This window comes from Pleionea sediminis, assembly GCF_007570825.1.
Lineage (GTDB): Bacteria > Pseudomonadota > Gammaproteobacteria > Enterobacterales > Kangiellaceae > Pleionea > Pleionea sediminis.
This window is the reverse complement of record NZ_SUNB01000001.1, coordinates 1,058,693-1,078,094: the sequence shown is the minus strand read 5'-3', so window position 1 is coordinate 1,078,094 and position 19,402 is coordinate 1,058,693. Positions and strand designations below refer to the sequence as shown.

At 39.4% G+C, this 19,402-nt stretch carries 14 protein-coding genes; 6 read left to right on the top strand and 8 right to left on the bottom strand.

All coding sequences use genetic code 11. The annotated features are described in order from the left end of the window. Positions 1-94 precede the first annotated feature (94 nt). The gene (locus FAX86_RS04265; protein ID WP_144392095.1) at positions 95-445 is read left to right on the top strand and encodes a hypothetical protein; all 351 of its coding nucleotides are present in this window, start codon (positions 95-97) and stop codon (positions 443-445) included. Continuing rightward, complete coding sequence (locus FAX86_RS04260) at positions 442-1,179, top strand: DUF4328 domain-containing protein (protein WP_144392093.1); 738 nt, start codon at positions 442-444, stop codon at positions 1,177-1,179. Before FAX86_RS04265 ends, FAX86_RS04260 begins: the two co-directional genes overlap by 4 nt. Before the next feature lie 40 nt (positions 1,180-1,219). Here the strand turns inward: FAX86_RS04260 and FAX86_RS04255 are convergent, their stop codons facing one another. The 5 genes from FAX86_RS04255 to FAX86_RS04235 all read right to left on the bottom strand — a co-directional run bounded on the left by FAX86_RS04255 (position 1,220) and on the right by FAX86_RS04235 (position 8,675). Continuing rightward, on the bottom strand, positions 1,220-2,299 hold the full coding sequence (locus FAX86_RS04255) for a TRAP transporter substrate-binding protein (RefSeq protein ID WP_164503452.1): 1,080 nt from the start codon (positions 2,297-2,299) through the stop codon (positions 1,220-1,222). 230 nt (positions 2,300-2,529) lie between these two features. Further along, positions 2,530-3,690, bottom strand: a complete 1,161-nt coding sequence (locus FAX86_RS04250; protein WP_144392090.1) for a DUF4785 domain-containing protein — start codon at positions 3,688-3,690, stop codon at positions 2,530-2,532. A 10-nt stretch (positions 3,691-3,700) separates the two neighbouring features. Then, entirely contained in the window at positions 3,701-4,558 is an 858-nt protein-coding gene (locus FAX86_RS04245) for a hypothetical protein (RefSeq protein ID WP_144392089.1), read from the bottom strand. Positions 4,559-5,203: 645 nt separating this feature from the next. Beyond that, positions 5,204-7,330 (bottom strand): pre-peptidase C-terminal domain-containing protein, encoded by a 2,127-nt coding sequence (locus FAX86_RS04240; protein ID WP_144392087.1) that lies wholly within the window; start codon positions 7,328-7,330, stop codon positions 5,204-5,206. Positions 7,331-7,637: 307 nt separating this feature from the next. After that, positions 7,638-8,675, bottom strand: a complete 1,038-nt coding sequence (locus tag FAX86_RS04235; RefSeq protein WP_144392085.1) for an MBL fold metallo-hydrolase — start codon at positions 8,673-8,675, stop codon at positions 7,638-7,640. Positions 8,676-9,113: 438 nt separating this feature from the next. Between FAX86_RS04235 and FAX86_RS04230 the strand changes: the two genes are divergently transcribed. Continuing rightward, positions 9,114-11,141 carry a M20/M25/M40 family metallo-hydrolase gene (locus FAX86_RS04230; RefSeq protein ID WP_144392084.1) on the top strand — a complete coding sequence of 676 codons (2,028 nt, stop codon included), beginning with the start codon at positions 9,114-9,116 and terminating at the stop codon, positions 11,139-11,141. A gap of 104 nt (positions 11,142-11,245) precedes the next feature. Here FAX86_RS04230 and FAX86_RS04225 read toward each other — a convergent pair whose 3' ends face one another. Both FAX86_RS04225 and FAX86_RS04220 read right to left on the bottom strand, forming a co-directional pair. Continuing rightward, positions 11,246-11,608, bottom strand: coding sequence for a glutathione S-transferase N-terminal domain-containing protein (locus tag FAX86_RS04225; protein ID WP_144392083.1), 363 nt, complete (start codon positions 11,606-11,608; stop codon positions 11,246-11,248). Between the two features lie 51 nt (positions 11,609-11,659). Beyond that, positions 11,660-12,142, bottom strand: coding sequence for a MarR family winged helix-turn-helix transcriptional regulator (locus FAX86_RS04220; protein ID WP_144392081.1), 483 nt, complete (start codon positions 12,140-12,142; stop codon positions 11,660-11,662). A gap of 668 nt (positions 12,143-12,810) precedes the next feature. On the opposite strand from FAX86_RS04220, the gene proB reads away from it, so the two are divergent. The 3 genes from proB to FAX86_RS04205 all read left to right on the top strand — a co-directional run bounded on the left by proB (position 12,811) and on the right by FAX86_RS04205 (position 16,154). Beyond that, on the top strand, positions 12,811-13,983 hold the full coding sequence (proB, locus tag FAX86_RS04215; RefSeq protein ID WP_205859100.1) for a glutamate 5-kinase: 1,173 nt from the start codon (positions 12,811-12,813) through the stop codon (positions 13,981-13,983). Further along, positions 13,980-15,227 (top strand): glutamate-5-semialdehyde dehydrogenase, encoded by a 1,248-nt coding sequence (locus FAX86_RS04210; protein ID WP_144392080.1) that lies wholly within the window; start codon positions 13,980-13,982, stop codon positions 15,225-15,227. Before proB ends, FAX86_RS04210 begins: the two co-directional genes overlap by 4 nt. 213 nt (positions 15,228-15,440) lie before the next feature. Further along, entirely contained in the window at positions 15,441-16,154 is a 714-nt protein-coding gene (locus tag FAX86_RS04205) for a rhomboid family intramembrane serine protease (protein ID WP_144392078.1), read from the top strand. A gap of 21 nt (positions 16,155-16,175) precedes the next feature. Here FAX86_RS04205 and FAX86_RS04200 read toward each other — a convergent pair whose 3' ends face one another. Further along, entirely contained in the window at positions 16,176-19,259 is a 3,084-nt protein-coding gene (locus FAX86_RS04200; RefSeq protein ID WP_144392077.1) for a ligand-binding sensor domain-containing protein, read from the bottom strand. Between the last annotated feature and the right edge of the window lie 143 nt (positions 19,260-19,402).

Here is a 19,402-nt window from a genome sequence, read left to right as displayed (position 1 = left end):
GTTGCTCAAAAGGTGCATTCGTCAATATTGCGTATTGAAATATTTGGTTGGTTCGTATAAATTTCGTCCACAATTTTCCAGCTAGGCGCATTTTATGCTTCAAATTATCATTTCAGCGGCTCTACTCGTTGGTATCTTTAAATTATTCGACGCAAAAAACCAAAAGGAAGATCTTGCGGAGATCGACGTGTGGGTTGGGGCGGCAGCCGTAGCGATTCCTGCAGTTATTGTTTTTGTTGTTAACAGCATCGTGCTTATCGATGTTATGTTGCTGAATATTGCTATTACTTACAGCATTTATTTTCTTGCACCCTTTTTATACTTCAGATTTTTGATGGAGTTTCCTTGGAAGATGGCGTCGCTCTATGCTTTCTTTGTGCCTCTGGTTGTCGCAATCGTTGAGGTACTTTTTTTTGTAATACTAAAGAGTTTTAAATCAGTATGAATAATATTTATCAAGCGCCTAAGGCGGTCGATGCGAATCCAATTCCCGCTATCTCTCCTAAAATTGGTGGTGCCTTATCACAGGCTCTTGTACTAATTTTTATTTTTGCAATCATAAGTGACATAAGTTCATTATTTGTCGGGTTTAAGTATTCGATACTGCTATTTGATGCTAATGCCGGAAAAGCAGTTTCTGATAGTGAATATACTAATATCGAGGATTTATTTAGCTTAGCCATTGTATTTCAATCAATAATGGTAATTTTGTGTAGTATTGTTTTCATCATTTGGTTTCATAGAGCCTATAAAAATTTAATTGCATTTGGACTTGAAAGGTTGAGCTATTCCCCTGGTTGGTCGATTGGATACTGGTTCATTCCAATTGTTAATTTATTCCGACCTTATCAAGTTGCTAAAGAAATTTGGCAACGTTGTGCACCGGAAAAGGAAATAAAGTTGTTGGGTGAAAACTTCACTGAGGTTAGTAATATCGTTTCTTGGTGGTGGGCTTTCTTTTTATTTTCGACAATTACTGGTCGAGTTAGCAATAAATTAATGGAAAGGTCTGAGGATATCGACTCTTTTTTGACTGCTTTAAATATATCGATGATAGCTGACTTCTTATTTATTATAGGAGCGGTTTTTGCGATTTCTTTTGTTAAGGCTTTGGACCAACGACAATTAGATAAGCAGAATGAATTAGTGAATAATTCCGAACCACGGATGGTGTCTTAGTCTGTATTTTGCAAGTAAAAAGTAATCCCGAGTATATCATTTAAGAGAATGCTAATAGGTATTCTCTTAATTGATTAAATAGTGTAAATCCTTCTCCTCCAAGGTGCTCTTTAATAAACGGTTTCCATTCAGCTCTGTCTGGCCCAAAGCGATTAATAAAGGCTAGTTTTTGCTCGTCAGTTAATTCAACAATCTTGGTTCCTTGCGCTTGAAATTCTGTTGAACAGTATTTATCACAGTTAAGGTAAGCTGTTCTTTGTATTTCACTAATGCTATCGATAGCATTATTAAATTGGCTTCGAGTCTTACTATCTAAGCTTGCTAAGAATTCGTTGTTGGCAATAGCCACCCAGGCATCTTGTACAGAGTCGATGCGAGTAATCGTTCCTATTTCTAGTTTCAGATTATCAGGGCCGGAAAACAATCCTATTACTCCAGAATCTAGTGCTTCGTATCTTTTTCGTCTGGCGGTTTTTGCTGCCAAACCCCACATAATGTTTTGCACATTAGCACCTGCTATTTCATAAAACTTTGCTAAAGCCTGAGAATTGGAAACTCGAATATTAATGCCTTGCAGATCGCTGGGATTGGATAATGGCTTATTGTAGTGTCGGAGTGTAGAGGCCGTTCTGCTTCCTGTAAGATAAGGGAAAAGCAAAGTGAGATTGTGTTTTCTAAGTTGAGCATCAATATGATCTATCCAACTCGGATTTTTGAATAGTGCTAAAAACTTATTATCGGAGTTACACCAATAAGGAATATTAATTAAATCGATAGCAGGGCATATTGGAGCCAGGTTTGCGATGGATAATAATGCACCTTGTGAAAGATTAAATTTAACATGGTTAGCTAACGAGCTTCCAACGCCATGTTGCCCGCCATCTGCAATATTTACATAAACTTTATTATTAGTTTGTTCTTCGATAATTAGTTTAAGCTCTTTATGTACATGAGGTGTCGCAAGGTATTGTGATGACTTATAGGGTGACGAGAAGGTAAATAGGTACTTTGCGGATGCTTGTTTTCTCTGCTCTTCAGCAGGATCAATATCAATACCTCTATTGTATAACGTTTGCTTTTTACTAAAAGCATTATTGTTTAAAGTAAAAGGGAGTGACAAACTCACGCTTTTAATGAAGCTACGCCGGGTTATCAAAGCTAACTACTCAAGAGTGACTGCTTAGATTAAGAATAGGTGAAAACTAATAATTTGTTGAACATTTGCAGTTTGATTCTCAATAACATAGATGCGTGTCCGAGAACTTAGAGATTGTTCGAGAGGGATTGCTGGCCTATTTACAAAAAAAGGCGCCTATTGGCGCCTAAAGATGTACAAGCTATCAGAATTTGTTATTGCTCTAAAATATCGAGTACGGCAAGACGAGATTGGTCCATTAATTGAAGTTGTTTTATTTCTTCGCGTAATCCTTTCTTGGATGATAAGGGTACAAGGAAAGTATGATTGCCTTCATCAAGCCATTTGGCTGAGTATTCAATGCGGCCGGGTTCCATACGCTTGCCAGAGCCAGTGAATATCCAGCTGCGAATTTCATAACGGCCAGGCTTGTCGACATTCACGGATACTTCAGCTCCGGAATTACCGTATTTAACTTTTGCGATTCGGGCTGTTTTTTCATGTATATCAATGGCAAGCTCCGCAGTTCTTTTAACCTTGTCTTGCGAGTCTGAGTTCATGTCGAATACAACTTTCCAGAGCTCTCCTGGTTTACGCTGTGTATCAAAATCGATTTTTAAATTCGCGTTTACACCCGTTTTTCCTTTGTTGAGTGACATATCGTATTGCTCTCCTGTTGGAGAGATCAGTTTTGCATTCGACATTGCATAATCAATATTTTGATTGCCACTAAACTTCGCTTTCACTCTTAAAAGTTGACCTTGCGAGAAGCTCGATTGAGAGCTTTTAAGATCGAGAGACACGTTACTGTTTTTATCGAAAACGTGTATTAGGTATTTACTATTATCATCTATCGACTTGTTGGTTTTTAGCAAAAAGTCGCCTTTACCCATAGATTTATCAATCACAAAAGCTGAACTGTTTTTGAAGATAGATGGGTGTGCACTATTGAGTTGCTGACTGCTTGCCTGAATAGACATACCTGATTTACTAACGTTAAATTCCCCGTTGTTTCCTGATAAGACAAGGTCAGTCGGTTCTAAAGTTTTTGATAACGCTGTTTTTCCATTGACCAGAGACTTGGCTGGTGTGATTCTCACGACGGCTTTTTCAGCAGTGGTGTAAAGCCAAACACCTGATTTAAGAGCTGCGCCGTTGATAGTTTGATAGTAGCTTTTGCTCGACACAGAAAGCGATGTTTTACCCAAAGTAATATTTTCGTCGGGCATTAACTTTTGACTAAAAGTCACGGCTTTTTTGTCGAGAGGTAGTAAATAATCGTTAATTTCTTTTGAGTCTGATGGCGCTTTTTTAGCAACTGTCGCAAGTGAAAGAGCAGCAAGACTGGCAAAAGTAACGGCTTTTAATTTGTTCATGATGCGCTCCTTAAATATCGTTTCGAATGAAAACGTCGAGATTAAAACATTTGCGACGAGATTGATTATGATTGAGCGGCTCACCGCCTCTTAGCCGGTCTTTATCGTAAAACCAAACAGATCCTGCAGCATTTTGTGAGCTGCAGTTTAAGAAACCGTCGGAGCATCCATCTAACCAATTCTGGGTCACTTCTAACCCAACGGTTTCTGCATATCCACCGCAGTAACTGTCTCGATCCCACATTGCAGATTCGACATCGCTGCCCACAATGGTCCAAAAACCTTTCGGTAATGAGGGTCTGCCACCAGTGCCTAATAACCAGTTTGCATTGTAGTAGGCCATCCAGGCTTCTTGCTGTTGTCTGACAGCATCCGTTTTAAAACCTAATATCCAGCCCAAAACTTTTTCAAACATGTTTCCTTGCATCACTGCATCGGCAAGAGGTGTTCCTCCACTGGAAGGTGCGATTGCATTTACCCATCGAAGGCTATCGATAATTCTGGGATATCGGCTGTCCCAAGTCGGGTTCGACATGATCCAACGCATCACGTTGCCGCCGTTAGAGTGAGTAACAACGATTAGGTCGTCTATATTTTTGCTCGTAATGAAGTCGTGTAGTTGTGTTGCTAAGCATCCTGATGCAGCAGCATCCCACATGTATTTATCGAAGTTACAATTAACAACAATCAGGTTGGAAGAATTATCTAAACCTTGTCTTACTGATTCAACAAATTCTGATTTCCAATAGCTGTTGTATGCATCACTTGGGTTTCCTGTCCCGTGAACTAAAGCGATACCTGTATTCGCAAAAGCAGTATTGAACAGTGCCATCGCAAAAAGGAATGCTGTGAGATATAAATTACGCATAAATCCCCCTGTATTTTCATTGGGTGACTCGCGCGATGTTGTTCTCAAAAAATAAGAACCATGAACACAATTTAGTCGACTTCGATTTCAATTTGTTCAAGACGATCTGTTCTGAGGATGAAAACCCATTCGCATAGAGTTCGTTGTCGTTGCACCAATGGAATAGCACAAGAAGATGTTGCATTAAAATTGTGAAAAAATACCGAAAAATTGATTTCAAACAAACACCTGTTTCAAAAGTGCAACTAAAGTGGTCATAAAAGTTTAATAATTACAGTGTGTTAAATATCTATCTCTAAAAGAGAATTCAAACAAAACAGTGGCTTGAAATTTTTCGACAAGCTGTGCGACTTTTACGCAACGCAACAAAGTAGTGCGAGGATATGCTTTTGTGTGGTGCAGTAAGGAATGAGTGATTAGTAATCGATTAAAAAAAACAGACAAGTTTTCTGTGTATTTATTAACCGAGATTTATTCCTATTTTTGATGAATTAATTAAGATAATTGCTCATTTTATTTATTTCTATTTTTCCGCCTGATAATTGGAGATGATTAAAAAGAAAAATTGATTTTTAACTGTTTGGCTTAACTTTTTGAGATGACGATCTTCTGAAATTTTTGTTCCAGAAGATCGTTTTGATTAACTTATTCCCAAATTGCTTCAAGAGTTACATCTGAATAATCGCTATAACCTCTGAGTCCAATATAATAGGTACCGCTAGTTGGCGATTCATAGCGACAAGACTCAATGCTGCCATTTCGATAAGGTCTGCATTCGTATGAACTGGTTGTTGGTTTCAAATCTTTTTTCACATAAAGATCGGCATCACCTGAATTGCCACTGATGCTTATGTTCAGTAAAGATGTGTTCGCAGGAATCTCAATCGTAAAATATTTCCATGAACCCGCATAACCCGATAAATTATCTTCAACCAAGACTCCACCAACAGGCTCTGGCATTTCTTCGTAACTTGCAACTAAAGAAAGATCAGAAAAAGCGTTATACGCTCTTATGTTTACATAGTAACGACCAGGCTGAATATTTTCTATTAAACAAGCTTCGTCATTACCATTGAGGTAAGGCCGACAATCGTAGACTGATAATGTTGGAGCTTGAGCGAATCTAACGTATAAGTCTGCATCGCCGCTACCGCCACTTAATTGGAATTGAAGATTAGTGCTGTTTTCTGGGACATCAAAATAGAAGGATAGAGTGTCACCTTGATCCGCGGAAAGTCCGGTTTTAGCAATCCCATTTTCAAGTTTTGAGTCGTCTACTTGCTCGTCAGAATAACTGGCTATTAGAGTTACATTTTCAAATGACCGTTCATTTGGAATGAGTGAAATATACCAAGTGCCTTGCGTCGGATTATTGATTGTTACCGACTCAGTGTTATCTGAGTTTGTTGAGCTGTAATCAAAATCTTCTCTTGTTGGCTCACGATCAAAAGCAACATACATGTCCATCAGTCCACCGTCTAGATTTTCAAATCTAGTGGTATTGATAGTTAGTTCTGCTTGTCCCGCTGGAACATCGATAAAGTAGGTTTGTGGCTGTTTACTGCGTAAATCTTCTCTGGGTTTTCCATTAACCAGTACAAAGCGAGAGTTTTCATCACACACTAAATTAGAACCATTCGCGAGAGGGTTGTAGTTTAATGTCCCGCCATTTAATGCGCTCGTAAGTACAATTAACTCATTGCAAGCGTATGCGTCGAGTGGATTGCCTGATATAGATATTGACTCAATAAAAGGAGGTTCCGACCAGAGAAAATCAACGGTTTCAAAATTGTTATTGCGTAAGTCCAAATGCTGTATTCGAGAAGGAATTGCTGGCAAACTGGATAAATTTTCATTTGATGCATTTAGACTGGTTAAATATCTAAAGTATTCAATACCACCGAGTGATGTAATGTTTCCGTTTCCAGGTGTGTTTATTTCTGTGACATTGACGGCTTCTAAGGTATCAATTTCGCCATCAGCATTGGAGTCAAAGTTATTTAACAAATAGCTTTTGAAGTGCTGGTCTTCAATATCAATAATTACTGGACCGTAATGTGTTGCAGCTGCTAACTGATCGCCGCCGCTAATAAACTTACGCTGGCCGGCAATTTCCGAAAATACTTCGTAACCTGGCTTTGGTACTATGGTTTGTTCACCGTTGACTGTATAAGCTGTTAAGTGGTAATGCATTATGGATAAAAAGTCGTAACTTCCATAATCAGTGGTCGACTTTAACCGAAAGTTATACCGTTCGGTATCTTTTATATTATCCTCTGCAATAGTTACATAATTATCACGATCAGAGCGCATGTGCTCATGCCACATTCCCAAGCTATGACCTATTTCATGAACGATGACATATTTTGAATACCAATTGTTCATTGATAGTATTTGGCGTCCGCCAATCATGCCAACGATAGCGTAGTTACGGTTGTCATTTTGAACGTAGATATAATTACTTTGATTGGTACGCTCGATAAACTCTAGGTCTGCGACGCTTTCCCATTCTTGATAAGCATCAACAAAACGATCGCGATTGTCTTGAGTAACATCAGAAGCAAACTCGTAAAACACTTTACCATCGGTCCATTTATCTTTGTTAACATCGAATTTGCTAAGTTTGTCCTCTTCGAGAATTAGCATGTCGCCAACCTCGGAAAACTTTCTACCATCTATTGTGGTTGTTTTTATTGCATTTGTCTTACTAGCTAATAAATTACAGCTGAAAGCTATACTCACTAGTAATAGGAAGAATTGAGTTATCTTCATTATTTTTTATCCTCGTCAAAAATGACTGAATTGCATGTTGATTATTTGACCGGGATGATAAAGTTTTTATGTGACTGTTTGACTTGATCAGGGTCAATAAATAATTATGCTTAATCGATCACCGGTAAAAACTGCTGCCATTATTCGGAACTGAGTTGTTTAGGCAAATGAAATTATTTAGGCTTTGGAATTAGAAATACTAATGGAATAAAAAGTGAGCAGGGCAATATTGGCGCTTGTATTGACTTCTAATATCTATTGCCCTGTTAGCATGTATGTAAACGTCGAAAGATTGTATACTTAATTTTTACTTGGATTTGATGGATTCTTTTTCTTGCTGGTAAGCTCTTTGAAAAAAATCCTTAATAAAATGGTCATAAACTCTTTGAGACAAGGACTCTTCTGTTGTCAAAGCTTCTCGGAATTCATTGATATCCACAGATTTTAGGAATTCTTCTTCACTAAGATTGTCTTTTAAAGCTGACTGAGCACTTGTGATGCTATATTCAAGTAACGCGATGACTTTTTCTAACTGAGTCTTTCCTTGCTGAATTTCGCCATGACCTGGTATGACCAATTTAAAGTCGAGCTGGTTGATTTGTTGTAAGGTGTAAAGCCATTCTTTTGGAAATCCGTGTCCCGCAAAAGGAATTTGATCAAATAAGTCGCCACTGATGATTATTTTCTCGTGTGGTAAATAAATAGTCGTATCTCCCTGAGTATGTGCTCGGCCAAAATTAAGTAAGTGTATTTCATACTCTGTCCCCTCATTGAGAATTAACTTATCTTTAAATACAACATTGGGTTTTATTAAACTTATATTTTTTAATTTTTCTAAGCGCTGTTTAGTTTTATTAATCTTCTTTTCCAATTCTATATTATCGGGTGACTGTTCTAACTTCTTGTTTGCCTTGCTTATGGCTGTCTCCCAGCTACTTATTTTCTCATTGAGTTGTTCCTTAGTTTTTGTATCTATTAAATTTGGTAAGCTTTCATGACCGACAAAAGTATTCAGGTTTGAGAAATTTTGTTTATAAATATCATTCGATAAAGTGTGATCGGAGTGCCAATGGGTGTTTATGACTCTTATAACTGGCTTATTAAAACGAGTCTTAATTTCATTGGCAAGGATTTGGGCATTCTCAAAATTGTCGTAAGCATCTACGAGTGTTAATCCTTGTTTTGTGTCGATGATTACTACATTTGAATCGATAAATCGATGTGGCTGAGGCTTGAGTGCAACGTAGACATTATCATTAATTTTTTGCCACTCGAAAGGAGGTAGATTGTCTTTCGCGAAAATGCATGTGCAAGAGAACATTATTAAATAAATTATTATTTTCATATCTTGTACCTAGTCTGACCTTTTTAATTTACTTGGCTTATTAATACTATTTCAGTCGCAAGCTGATATTGCCATCTTCGTTGAACCATCAAGTCAATTCTAGTGTTTTGATGTAACTCCACGTTGAGTTTCGATGCTTTTCCTGGTTGAAAAGTAAACGGGAAAGTCGTTATTTCTGATTAATGCACGCAGAGCCGGAAGAGTATTTATCGTCGGTTAATTTTTTTAAATCAGTCAATATTTTATACTTTTCAACAAGTTGAGCAGAAGTTCTCAAACAGGTTGGTGTATATCTCGATATGATCGGTGTAAATGATTTGTGTGAAATATATTCATATAAGTCGTTACATTTTTTCTTAAAAGAGTGTGAATTTGTCACTTGTTGTGCATTTTTACCCTCTCTACACTCGAGACAAATTATATAAATACGGACCAAATATGACTGCCAAATCAATTGCCTTATCCATTGTGCTAAGCACAATGACGTCTTTGAGTATTGCCTCTAATAAGCTCTCTTCCGTTCAGCCGCAAGCTAAAGCTGACAACATGGTTGTTGTTTCTATCGGTGCTGATGTTATGAAAGAGATGTCTGTCGCTAAGAAAAAGAGTTTATCTGTGGTTTCTCTTGATGCTGCGACAAAAGACAATACGAACGATGTAAGAATTATCAAACTTCCTTCAAATCAGATCGAAGCATTAAGCGCTTATGTGCATAAAACACATCATCGTTGTGGTGGATTCATCTGGCATGAATCTGAAGAAGCTGCTCTCAAATACACCAAAAATCTTAAAGCACTACAGCCAAAAGCATTAGTTGAGTACACGATCGATAATGAAGAGACCACTGAGGTTTTACTCAATAAAGTCGTCGCATCGAATCTTACAGAAACTGTGCAGAACATGGGGGCTTATAACAATCGTTATTACACCCAAGATTCTGGCGTTCAAGCGTCTGAATGGCTTAAGTCGCATTGGGAATCTATAGCTGACGGTCGTGAAGATATTAGTGTCGAGCTTTACCAACATTCTAATTGGATCCAACCGTCGGTCATTGTCACGATTCCTGGTACCGACTTAGCGGACGAAGTGGTTGTTGTTGGAGGACACTTAGATTCGATCAACCAGAGTAATCCATCTACTGGGCGCGCACCGGGTTATGACGATAATGCGTCAGGTATAGCTGTTGTTACTGAAACACTGAGAGCTATTGTTCAAAGTGGTTACCAGCCGCAAAGAACGGTGAAGCTAATGGGGTATGCTGCTGAGGAAGTTGGTTTAAGAGGATCGGGTGATATTGCCAGTGATTACCTCTCTAATGGTGTTGATGTTGTTGGTGTCGCACAATTTGATATGTCGGGTTACAAAGGTACTGCCGATAAAGATATTGTATTTATCACTGACTTTACAAACGCTGCGCAAAATCAATTTATGAAAGATTTGATGGATCACTATTTTCCGGAGCTAGAATACGGCGACAGTGTGTGTGGATATGGTTGTTCCGATCATGCGTCGTGGCACAATCGTGGTATTCCAGCCTCTTTCCCTTTTGAGTCTGAATTTGATGACTATAATCGAGACATTCACAGTACCGTAGATAACCATTTCGAGCCGAATCATTCTGTTAATTTCCTTCGCTTGTCTATTGCTTATGTCTCAGAGCTTGCAAAAGGTACAGAAGGCGCATTCGATTATCAGTCTCGAAGTACCATTGAGTTTTCTGAAGCTTCGCAGTCTATTAACGAAGGGCAATCAATTTCTGTTTTGGTCACTCGTAGTGGTATGTTGGACGAGTCAGCGCAAGTGAATTATCGCACTGTTGACGGGACTGCTGTTGGAGGAGAAGACTATGAGTCTGCTTCTGGTATTCTTCAGTGGCCTGCAAACGATTCGACGGTCCGTAATATTCGAATTTCATCGCTCAATTTAAATGAGGATAAAGAATTTACAATCGAATTATATGAAGTCGGCGGTAACGGTGAGTTGGGGGAAAAGTCGACGTTAGCCGTTAGGATGATTAATGAGTCTGTCAGTACTGTTGAGTTTGAAGTCTCAGAACTTACGCTGGATGAATCTTCATCACGAACAATTGTAATTAAGCGTTTGGGCGATTTTGATCAAGAAGCAAGAGTGAGTTATCAGGCGGTTAATGGTACTGCGATTGCTGGAACGGATTATCAAGCAGTGTCTGGATCACTTCGATGGGAAGCTGGTGATCAAGCCGATAAAACGATTGAAGTGACTACTTTTGCAGTTAACAGCGATAAAACCTTTACCATTGATTTACGAAATGTTGGTGGAAATGCCGTGATAGGTGATGTGGCAGAAGTGGCTGTTTCGATTATTGATAAAGATTCACCGGAACCAGAAGAGCCCGACAATAACAACGGTGGTAATTCAGGTGGCGGTGTCTTATTTATTGTTTCACTGCTGTTATTAACGGTTGGTCTGCGTCGCCGTAGACGATAATTACTACTTACACACATAGAAATCCCCGCATTTGCGGGGATTTTTTTATTAAGCCATTAATTATTTCGAATCAATGCTTTACTTAAAATTCTATTGATATTCTATTAGCCAAACTCGCGCTCCAAATATCGATTGATATCTGAAGACTCGTACATCCAGCGAGCCCCTTGTTGTGTTTCTATCCGTAAGCAAGGGACTTTTATTTTGCCGCCGCCGTTGAGGAGTTCATCGCGAAAGGTACCCTGAGATTTGGCGTCTCTGATTTCTATCGGCAAATTCAGTTTATGCATTTTTCGTCGGACTTTTACGCAGAAAGGGCACAAAGAAAACTGATAAAGAGCTAAGGACTTTACTTGCCGCTCAACTTCACGCTGCTGCTCTTCTGGGCGTTTCAGTTTAGGGCCTCTGGTCAGTCTATCGGCTGACACAATTAGCCCGCCCAGAGCGAGCCTGATGAGTTTTATCATTAATATATTACTCTCTTTTAAACCGGAAAATTGTAAAGGGAATTGGTAATTCTAAGACTCGTCTGCTTTTTGAATAAGCCCAACCTCGAGTAGAGGGGATGCGTCGATGGCGTCGGCATCCATCATTTTGGCGATTCGTTGCATGGTTGCGAGCATTTGAGTTTGCTCCCACTCCTCTAGGGCTTCAAACCGTGCGATAAAATGTTGCTGCAGTGGTTTTGGCGCACTTTGGAGCGTTTCGAGCCCATCTTCAGTTGCATGTAACCCGACTTTTCGTTTGTCAGTGGTTGAGCGAATTCTTCGCACAAGCCCCCGCTTTTCAAGCCGGTCGAGTATGCTGGTTACTGTGGCCGAGCTGAGATTTATGTTTTGGGCAATCTCCTTAACCATTATGTTGTCGCATAAAACAATTTCTTGCATCACCATGAGCTGAGGCCCTGTTAGCCCTGTCTCTTTATTTAATCGCTTGGAGTGCAAATCTATTGCCCGGATCACGCGCCTTAGCGAAACCAGAAGCTCTTCGTATTTCTTCATGTCTTATAACGATCTTTCGAAAAACTTAGAACTCTATCAAAATTGATGAGGAGATACATCTTTTTGCCGTGTTTAACGCATTTTAATTCAATAAAATCACGTCAAAATAAGCACTTATTGCCCCTAAGTAGTTAGAGTACGAATATTTACTCATGGTTTTCATATATCTCATTTGCTCAAAACTCTGATTTATAAGGGGTATTTTTATCATTTTTGAGCATTTGATTTGATAAATCTCATTATTTTAATTAGAATACTAAACATTCCAGTTCAAACTATTAGTCCTGTCATCAAAACTCTTAACAGATTTAAGGTTGTCCGAATGAGCTCGAGTCGCATGCGTTGTCGATTGGAGAGGTGGTTTCGAAAATCAGTGAAAGGTCTCAGCAATCTGGTTGGTTGGGCATGTCTGTTGTTTATCTTATCGCTTTATATATTTCCTTGGTTAAAGCTCAAACTCACCGGGCAATCCTCTTCTAAGGGGCGACAGAACACGTAATTGTTTATTTTTTAAAAGGTTTTAAATTTTTAAAGCAATGACTTATCAATAAAGAAATGTAGAAATTTTTTCAAATAAAGGCGATTGCTAAATATTCGGCGGTCGTGAAATATCAAAGGTTTACGAAGAGGGTGGTTGCAAATTGGGCGGACTATCTTCGTTAGAAAGTATGAAATTTAAGTTTAATTTAAAAAGTAACTCAGAGAAAAGTGGGAAAACCATGGAAAGCAGTAGTATTCAAAGCCATCTACCTTGGCGACGTATCGTTCTAAAAGTTGGAAGCGCTTTAATTGCTCCAGACAAAAATGGTTGCAGCTCACGATATTTACTCGGAATTGCCGAGTTTATCATCAAATGTCGGATGCACGGGACGCAAGTCGTTCTTGTTTCTTCCGGTTCGGTCGCTGCAGGTTCACAAGCTTTTAATACAGAAAAAGAACGCTCCATTGCGGTGAAAAAGGCAATGGCAGCAAAAGGTCAAATGGATATGATGGCTTCTTGGGACCGTCTATTTGACTTCCCGACCGCTCAGTTATTATTAACTCAAGGCGATTTACAAATTCATGATCGTTACACGAGTATTCGAGAGACGGCGTTTGAATTATTGAATAATGATATTTTGCCGATAGTTAATGAGAATGATGCTGTAACCAGCGACGACTTGAAAGTCGGTGATAATGACAATTTATCGGCGATGATTGCCGCTGCCGTTGATGCAGACTGCTTGATCATTTGCTCGGATGTAAATGGTCTTTACACAGATAATCCGAATGTTAATAAAGACGCTGAGTTGCTGAAAGAAGTCCACAAAATTGACGAGAGTATTTTTGCCATGGCCAGCGGTCCGGATAGTAGTGTTGGTACCGGCGGAATGAAAACAAAATTGGAAGCAGCTGAAAAAGCAACTTCAAATGGTATTTTGACGTTTATTGTAAACGGACTAAAAACCGAAAGTTTTAATTATTTATTCGATGGTAAAAATCCTGGAACCAAGTTTTTACCATTTGATAAGCCATTAGAAGACCACATTCACTGGATTACACATACTTCTAAAGCAAAAGGCGAAGTTATCGTTAATAATGAAATAGGCGAAATTGTCGATGGTGATTCATTGAGTTTCGATCATAAAGACATTGTTAACGTGGTGGGTGAGTTTTCAATTGGCGATACTATTTTAGTAAGAACGGAAAAGGGTAAAAAACTGGCCAAAGCAACCAGTCAGCACAGTAGCTGTATGTTGAATCTTATGGCCAGTGAAGAGATCGACCAATCAGTGATTGACTCTGAAGACGACAACCCGATTATTTCTGAAAAATCATTAGCAATCTTGGAGAACAAATGACAGACATTAGCTTGTTAGCAAAGCAAGCCGCAGATGCGGCGAAGAAAATTTCACTTTTGAGCACAGACCAGAAGAACAAGGCATTAGCAAAAATGGCCGATGCATTATCAGAGCACCGTGCAGAAATTTTAAAAGTTAATGCTGAAGAAGTGGCTCGTGCGAGCGACAATGGTTTGGATTCTGCAATGGTTGATAGACTGACCTTAGACGAATCCCGTGTCATGGATATGGTGAATGGCATTCGTGAGATTATAGAACTCGAAGATCCTGTCGGGATGAGTCGAAGTCTTGGTACGCCTCCCAGTGGTATTGATGTTAAAAAAGTACGTGTTCCTTTAGGCGTTATTTGTATGATTTATGAAGCACGTCCTAATGTGACTGCTGACGCTTCTGCACTATGCTTTAAGTCCGGCAATGCTGTTATCTTGCGTGGCGGAAAAGAAGCTTTAGATACTAGTTTAGCCATAGCCAATGTACTGCAAAATGCTCTCGAGTCCGAAGGATTACCGAAAGCCGCCGTGACGGTTATTCCCGATCCCGACCGAGGACTGATGATGGACTTGATTCAACAAGATCAACTGATTGACTTGGTTATTCCACGAGGTGGAGAAGGTTTAATCCATTTTGTAACCGAAAATAGTAAGATTCCGGTTATCCAACATTTCAAAGGCGTATGCCATCTTTACGTGGATAATGAAGCCGATTTAGGTATGGCTTATAATCTTTTAGAAAATGGGAAAACACAGCGAACAGGCGTTTGTAATGCACTTGAGTGTTTGTTGGTTCACTCTGAAGTTGCCGATGAATTTTTACCGAAAGTTGCACAAATGGCAGCTGATAAAGGCGTTAAGATTAATGCTTGCAAAAATTCGATTAAATATTTTGATAATGCAACAGAGCTTAAAGATGATGAGTTCGGCGAAGAGTATTTAAGTCTCGAAATTGCGGTTAGAGTTGTCGACGACTTTGATCATGCTATTGCTCATATTGATCAGTTTGGTAGTAAGCATACTGAAGTGATTTGTACGAAGAATCAAGAAAAAGCCGATCTGTTCCAGCGTAGTGTTGATGCTTCGGTCGTAATGGCAAATGCGTCATCTCGCTTTTCTGACGGTGGTCAGCTAGGACTTGGGGCAGAAATTGGAATCGCGACTACCAAGCTTCATGCTTATGGTCCAATGGGACTGGAGTCGTTAACGACTGAAAAGTTTGTGGTTACTGGCCACGGAGAAGTTCGAAACTAATCTTTGTTAGAAGCTCTGCATGTGCGAAGCCCGGCTCAAGTCCGGGCTTTTTTGTTTTTTACTGATAGGTTGCCAGATGGTATCTCTTTCTAGTCACAAATCTCCTTCATACAGAACGTTTTGTGGTGAATAGCAAGGCATATTCATTAGCCGGCTCTCGTTTATTATTCGCCAGGACTTTAAAAGTAAAACTCTGCCCCCATCATATCTATCATGAAAAATACAAACCAAACCAATTTAAATTTGGGATTGATAATAACTTTCCTCTCCTTGCTTTGGGTAATCGAGTCAGCGAAGCATATTTTTAATCTCTCTTTAAGTCCTCTGGGAGTCAATCCTGGAGAGCTTTCTGGCCTGATAGGTGTTATTTTTAGTCCTCTGATTCACAGTTCTTGGGAACACTTAGCTGTGAACTCTGCATCTGTTTTAGTATTAGGTGCTGCGTTAAATTACGGTTATCCAAAAAGTCGGTATTTAACTTTAGTTATTATCTGGATTGTTTCTGGTGTTGGAGTTTGGATATTTGGTCGAGAAAGTTATCACATCGGAGCAAGTGGATTGACCCATGGCGTATTTTATTTCTTATTTTTTGCGGCCGTATTCCGGCGAGACAAACGCTCGATCGCTTTAATGTTTATTGCCGTTTTTATGCATGGAAGCATGATGCTTGGCGTGTTGCCGTGGGATCCTTCAATTTCCTTTGAGAGCCATTTGTTTGGTGGGATCGGTGGTGTTATCTCGGCGTTTCTATTCCGAAACATTGATCCAAAACCACTGCGTAAAGTTTATGATTGGGAGCTCGAAGAAAGCGAGCCTGAATTTTATGAGCCAGGTGAATATGCTGCAGACGAGGAAGCTCTAAAAGAGCCAGTTGTCGATATTATAGAGCTCGAAGAGAAGGACAGTAAATTTAAAAACATTCATTGATAAATTAAAATGTCTAAAAAATCACTCGCTATTTTTAGAAAGGTAACTGGCTTCTATTTTTAGTCGTCCAGAGTCAACTTCTTCCGTTAATTTGTTTTTAATAGTGAATAAAATATCTTTACTAACCGGCGTGTTTTCTGTGGGCTTTATACAGGCCCAACCATTTCTTCCATTTTCTTTTACTGAATAGAGTGCATGATCTGCAATTTCGACAGTGTGTTCCCAGCTAAGGCGATGGATATCGCTTTTAAAAAATGGGTACTCTGCATAGCCAATTGAGCAAGTGATTTTAAGACTCTTGTCTCGTGCAATATAGAATTCGGCTTCTTCAATCGTTTTTCTTAGTCGATCAATTATTATAGGAACGACATTCGGTGGCATGGGACGAAATACAATTATAAATTCTTCGCCGCCCCAACGTACCGCATAATCACCTTCTCTAATGTGATCGCGAATAATTTGTGAAAATCTTTTGATTATTGTGTCACCTGCTTTATGGCCATGTTGATCATTAATTTGTTTAAAGTGATCGATATCCGCCAAGGCAAAGATCATTGAGTGCCCATTGTGATGTGAGTCAATTTCGCGTTCAAAGTTGGCCAAATCTGCAGGCAATTGATTGCTCAAGTATCTTCTATTTTTTAATCCCGAGAGCTGATCGGTTTGGCTGGTTTCTTGAAGCGCCTGCACAGCATCATGTAACTTTCTATTTGAAATTTCCAACTGCTGAGTGTGTTCTCGAATTTTTCCTTCAAGTTCTTTTTTCTTTAACTCTAACGAACGAAGTCGTAGTTTATGCCATGCCGTAACCAGAGCCGCAGAAGCAATCAAGCAAATAATATAGAACCAGGTTGACTCATAAAAGAATGGCTTAATGGTAAAATTGATCTCAGCCGCTTTTGGATTCCAAAGGCCAGCATTATTCGAAGCTTTTACATGAAATGAATAATTACCCGGTGGAAGGTTTGTATAGTTCACTCGTCGTTGAGAGTGACTGTCGAGATCTCGCCATTCGTCTTGATAACCTACTAACCGATACCTGAACTGGACACTTTTCGGGTCACGAAAACTCAATGCGGTAAAATCAAAAGCAACATCTCTCTCATCTTGCGTCAGGATAAAGCGACTTTTTGAATGAACAGATTGCCATTCATCACCATAGAAAAATCGCTCAATGATTACTTGCGGTAAAGAGCGGTTAAGTTGAATGTCTCTTGTATCGAGCATCACTACACCGTCCCGCGTTGGATACCAAAGTTTATCATCTCTAAAAAATCCCTTCGAGTTGCCTGCACCATTGCAGCAATAGGCTTTTTGACTGCCAATAATTCCGCCACTCTCGCTCAATAGCATATATGCAAAAATGGAGTCACGCTTACCATTCATATAGTCAATTAAGTGGGTTACTGGTACTTGATACAAGCCCTTAAATCCGCTAACCCACAAGTGATCTCTGTCGTCAGCCAATACAGTAAAACTTTCGTTAACGGGCAAGCCTTCGTCTTCGGTAAAGTGATGCCACTGTTGGTTGTATAAAAAAAACAGCCCTTTACTTATCGTTGAAATAACCACACTGTTGTCATCAAATTGGTAAATTCCAGATACATCAATATCTTGATTAAGACCTTGCTCCAAACCAACGGGTGATAAAGAGTCATTGGTGATTTCATACAATCCTTTTTGAGTTCCCGCCCAAATTCGTCCGTCATTCAATTCTAGAATGGGACGGATAAATACCGATTTATTGTCATCCGTTTTGATTGGTTTGAGTTCTTCTTTTGAGTATTTGAATAAGCCATCGGAAGTACCAAGCCAAAGTTGCTGATTGCGATCTCTGATAATACTGTTGATCTGCATTGAGGAAAGTTTATCGCTGTGCGGAACATTCAAAACTTTACCGTTGGCGATACGATTTAATCCTTTTCGAGTACCTACCCATAACTGCTCCTCCTCCTCTAACATGGTATAGGCGGTTGGATGAGATAACTGGTCAGAAGTAAGGACTTGTTTAAACTTACCATTTTCTAATATGAATAAGCCTCGATTTGTTCCAGTCCAAACGGCATCACGCTGTTCACTCGGAATAATACTCCAGACCAATGGCTCTCCAAGACCATCCTCAACGCTGTAACGTAATGTTCGTCCATTCCAAACCCTAGCGAGACCGTCTCTGTGACTGCCGAACCATAGGTTTTTCTCGTGATCTTCATGGAAGGCTAAAATTTGTTGAAAGTTATGAGGATTATCATTTGGCGAATGTTCCACTACTGCACCGTCTCGAATTCGAAAGAGCCCTATTATTGTTCCAATCCACAAGTTATTGTCAGAGTCCATACCCAGGGAATCTATCGGGTATTGGTACAGAGGCGATGATGTTTTAAATTCTGTTATGACGTTAGAGTCTGTCTCTAAAACGAGCAATCCTTTATTGGTACCCAACCAAACATTTTTATCGAAGACGATAGCATGATTGATAATTGAGTCTTGGTAGCCTTGAGGTAAAAGCAGCGATTGAGTTTTATTATTTTTTATTTTCCACACTTTTCCTACGGTGCCGATGTAGAGTGCTGAGCGAGTACTGGTAACCGAATAAGACGATTCTGGAATCATTTCGTAGCGGTGTAATTTGCCGTCAACGAGTTGATAGGTTCCTTCTTTGGAAGTAATCCAAATATTGCCGACAGGATCTTCCGACACGTCGTTTATATTTAATTGAACTCCAGCGTTTTCTGCGGCGATAATTTTTGTAAACTCGCCGCGGTAATACATGGTGAGACCTTTGTAGCTCCCTATCCAAACGCGCCCTTTGGAGTCGGTAAATAAGGACTGAATGAAATTGCCATGTATTTCAGGTGTATTGTCGGCACTAAAAGTTCTAAATCGGACTCCGTCGAATCGCGCAAGACCCGCTTGAGTACCCACCCAGAGATAATTACTTTCGTCTTGCGTAATGGCATGGACGGTAATTTGAGGCAGGCCCTTCTCTATTGACCAGGCATCAAGAACATACTGATCGAAATCTTTGTTCGGATCGAGAGCGATGGTCTGAGTAGATATTAAAGCAATTAAGGCTATCTTTATGATTTTAAACAATAAAATCCGCATTTAGTTGTCATAACTTGTTTTTTGCCAGCTAGTTAATTGTAGGTTCAATAAGGCATGAGAACAAATAAAAGGCGGGTTATATCTAAAATGATAACTCTGATTCGTCTAAGCTTTGTATAGTGGATCTTGCGAAATTGGCTGCG

Excerpts from the sequence above, each read along its gene's own strand:
- FAX86_RS04225 (WP_144392083.1), bottom strand. The coding sequence starts at position 11,608 with ATGATAAAACTCATCAGGCTCGCTCTGGGCGGGCTAATTGTGTCAGCC.
- FAX86_RS04200 (WP_144392077.1), bottom strand. The coding sequence starts at position 19,259 with ATGCGGATTTTATTGTTTAAAATCATAAAGATAGCCTTAATTGCTTTA.
- FAX86_RS04210 (WP_144392080.1), top strand. The coding sequence starts at position 13,980 with ATGACAGACATTAGCTTGTTAGCAAAGCAAGCCGCAGATGCGGCGAAG.
- FAX86_RS04245 (WP_144392089.1), bottom strand. The coding sequence starts at position 4,558 with ATGCGTAATTTATATCTCACAGCATTCCTTTTTGCGATGGCACTGTTC.
- FAX86_RS04260 (WP_144392093.1), top strand. The coding sequence starts at position 442 with ATGAATAATATTTATCAAGCGCCTAAGGCGGTCGATGCGAATCCAATT.
- FAX86_RS04205 (WP_144392078.1), top strand. The coding sequence starts at position 15,441 with ATGAAAAATACAAACCAAACCAATTTAAATTTGGGATTGATAATAACT.
- FAX86_RS04265 (WP_144392095.1), top strand. The coding sequence starts at position 95 with ATGCTTCAAATTATCATTTCAGCGGCTCTACTCGTTGGTATCTTTAAA.
- FAX86_RS04230 (WP_144392084.1), top strand. The coding sequence starts at position 9,114 with ATGACTGCCAAATCAATTGCCTTATCCATTGTGCTAAGCACAATGACG.
- FAX86_RS04250 (WP_144392090.1), bottom strand. The coding sequence starts at position 3,690 with ATGAACAAATTAAAAGCCGTTACTTTTGCCAGTCTTGCTGCTCTTTCA.
- FAX86_RS04220 (WP_144392081.1), bottom strand. The coding sequence starts at position 12,142 with ATGAAGAAATACGAAGAGCTTCTGGTTTCGCTAAGGCGCGTGATCCGG.
- FAX86_RS04235 (WP_144392085.1), bottom strand. The coding sequence starts at position 8,675 with ATGAAAATAATAATTTATTTAATAATGTTCTCTTGCACATGCATTTTC.
- FAX86_RS04240 (WP_144392087.1), bottom strand. The coding sequence starts at position 7,330 with ATGAAGATAACTCAATTCTTCCTATTACTAGTGAGTATAGCTTTCAGC.
- proB (WP_205859100.1), top strand. The coding sequence starts at position 12,811 with ATGAAATTTAAGTTTAATTTAAAAAGTAACTCAGAGAAAAGTGGGAAA.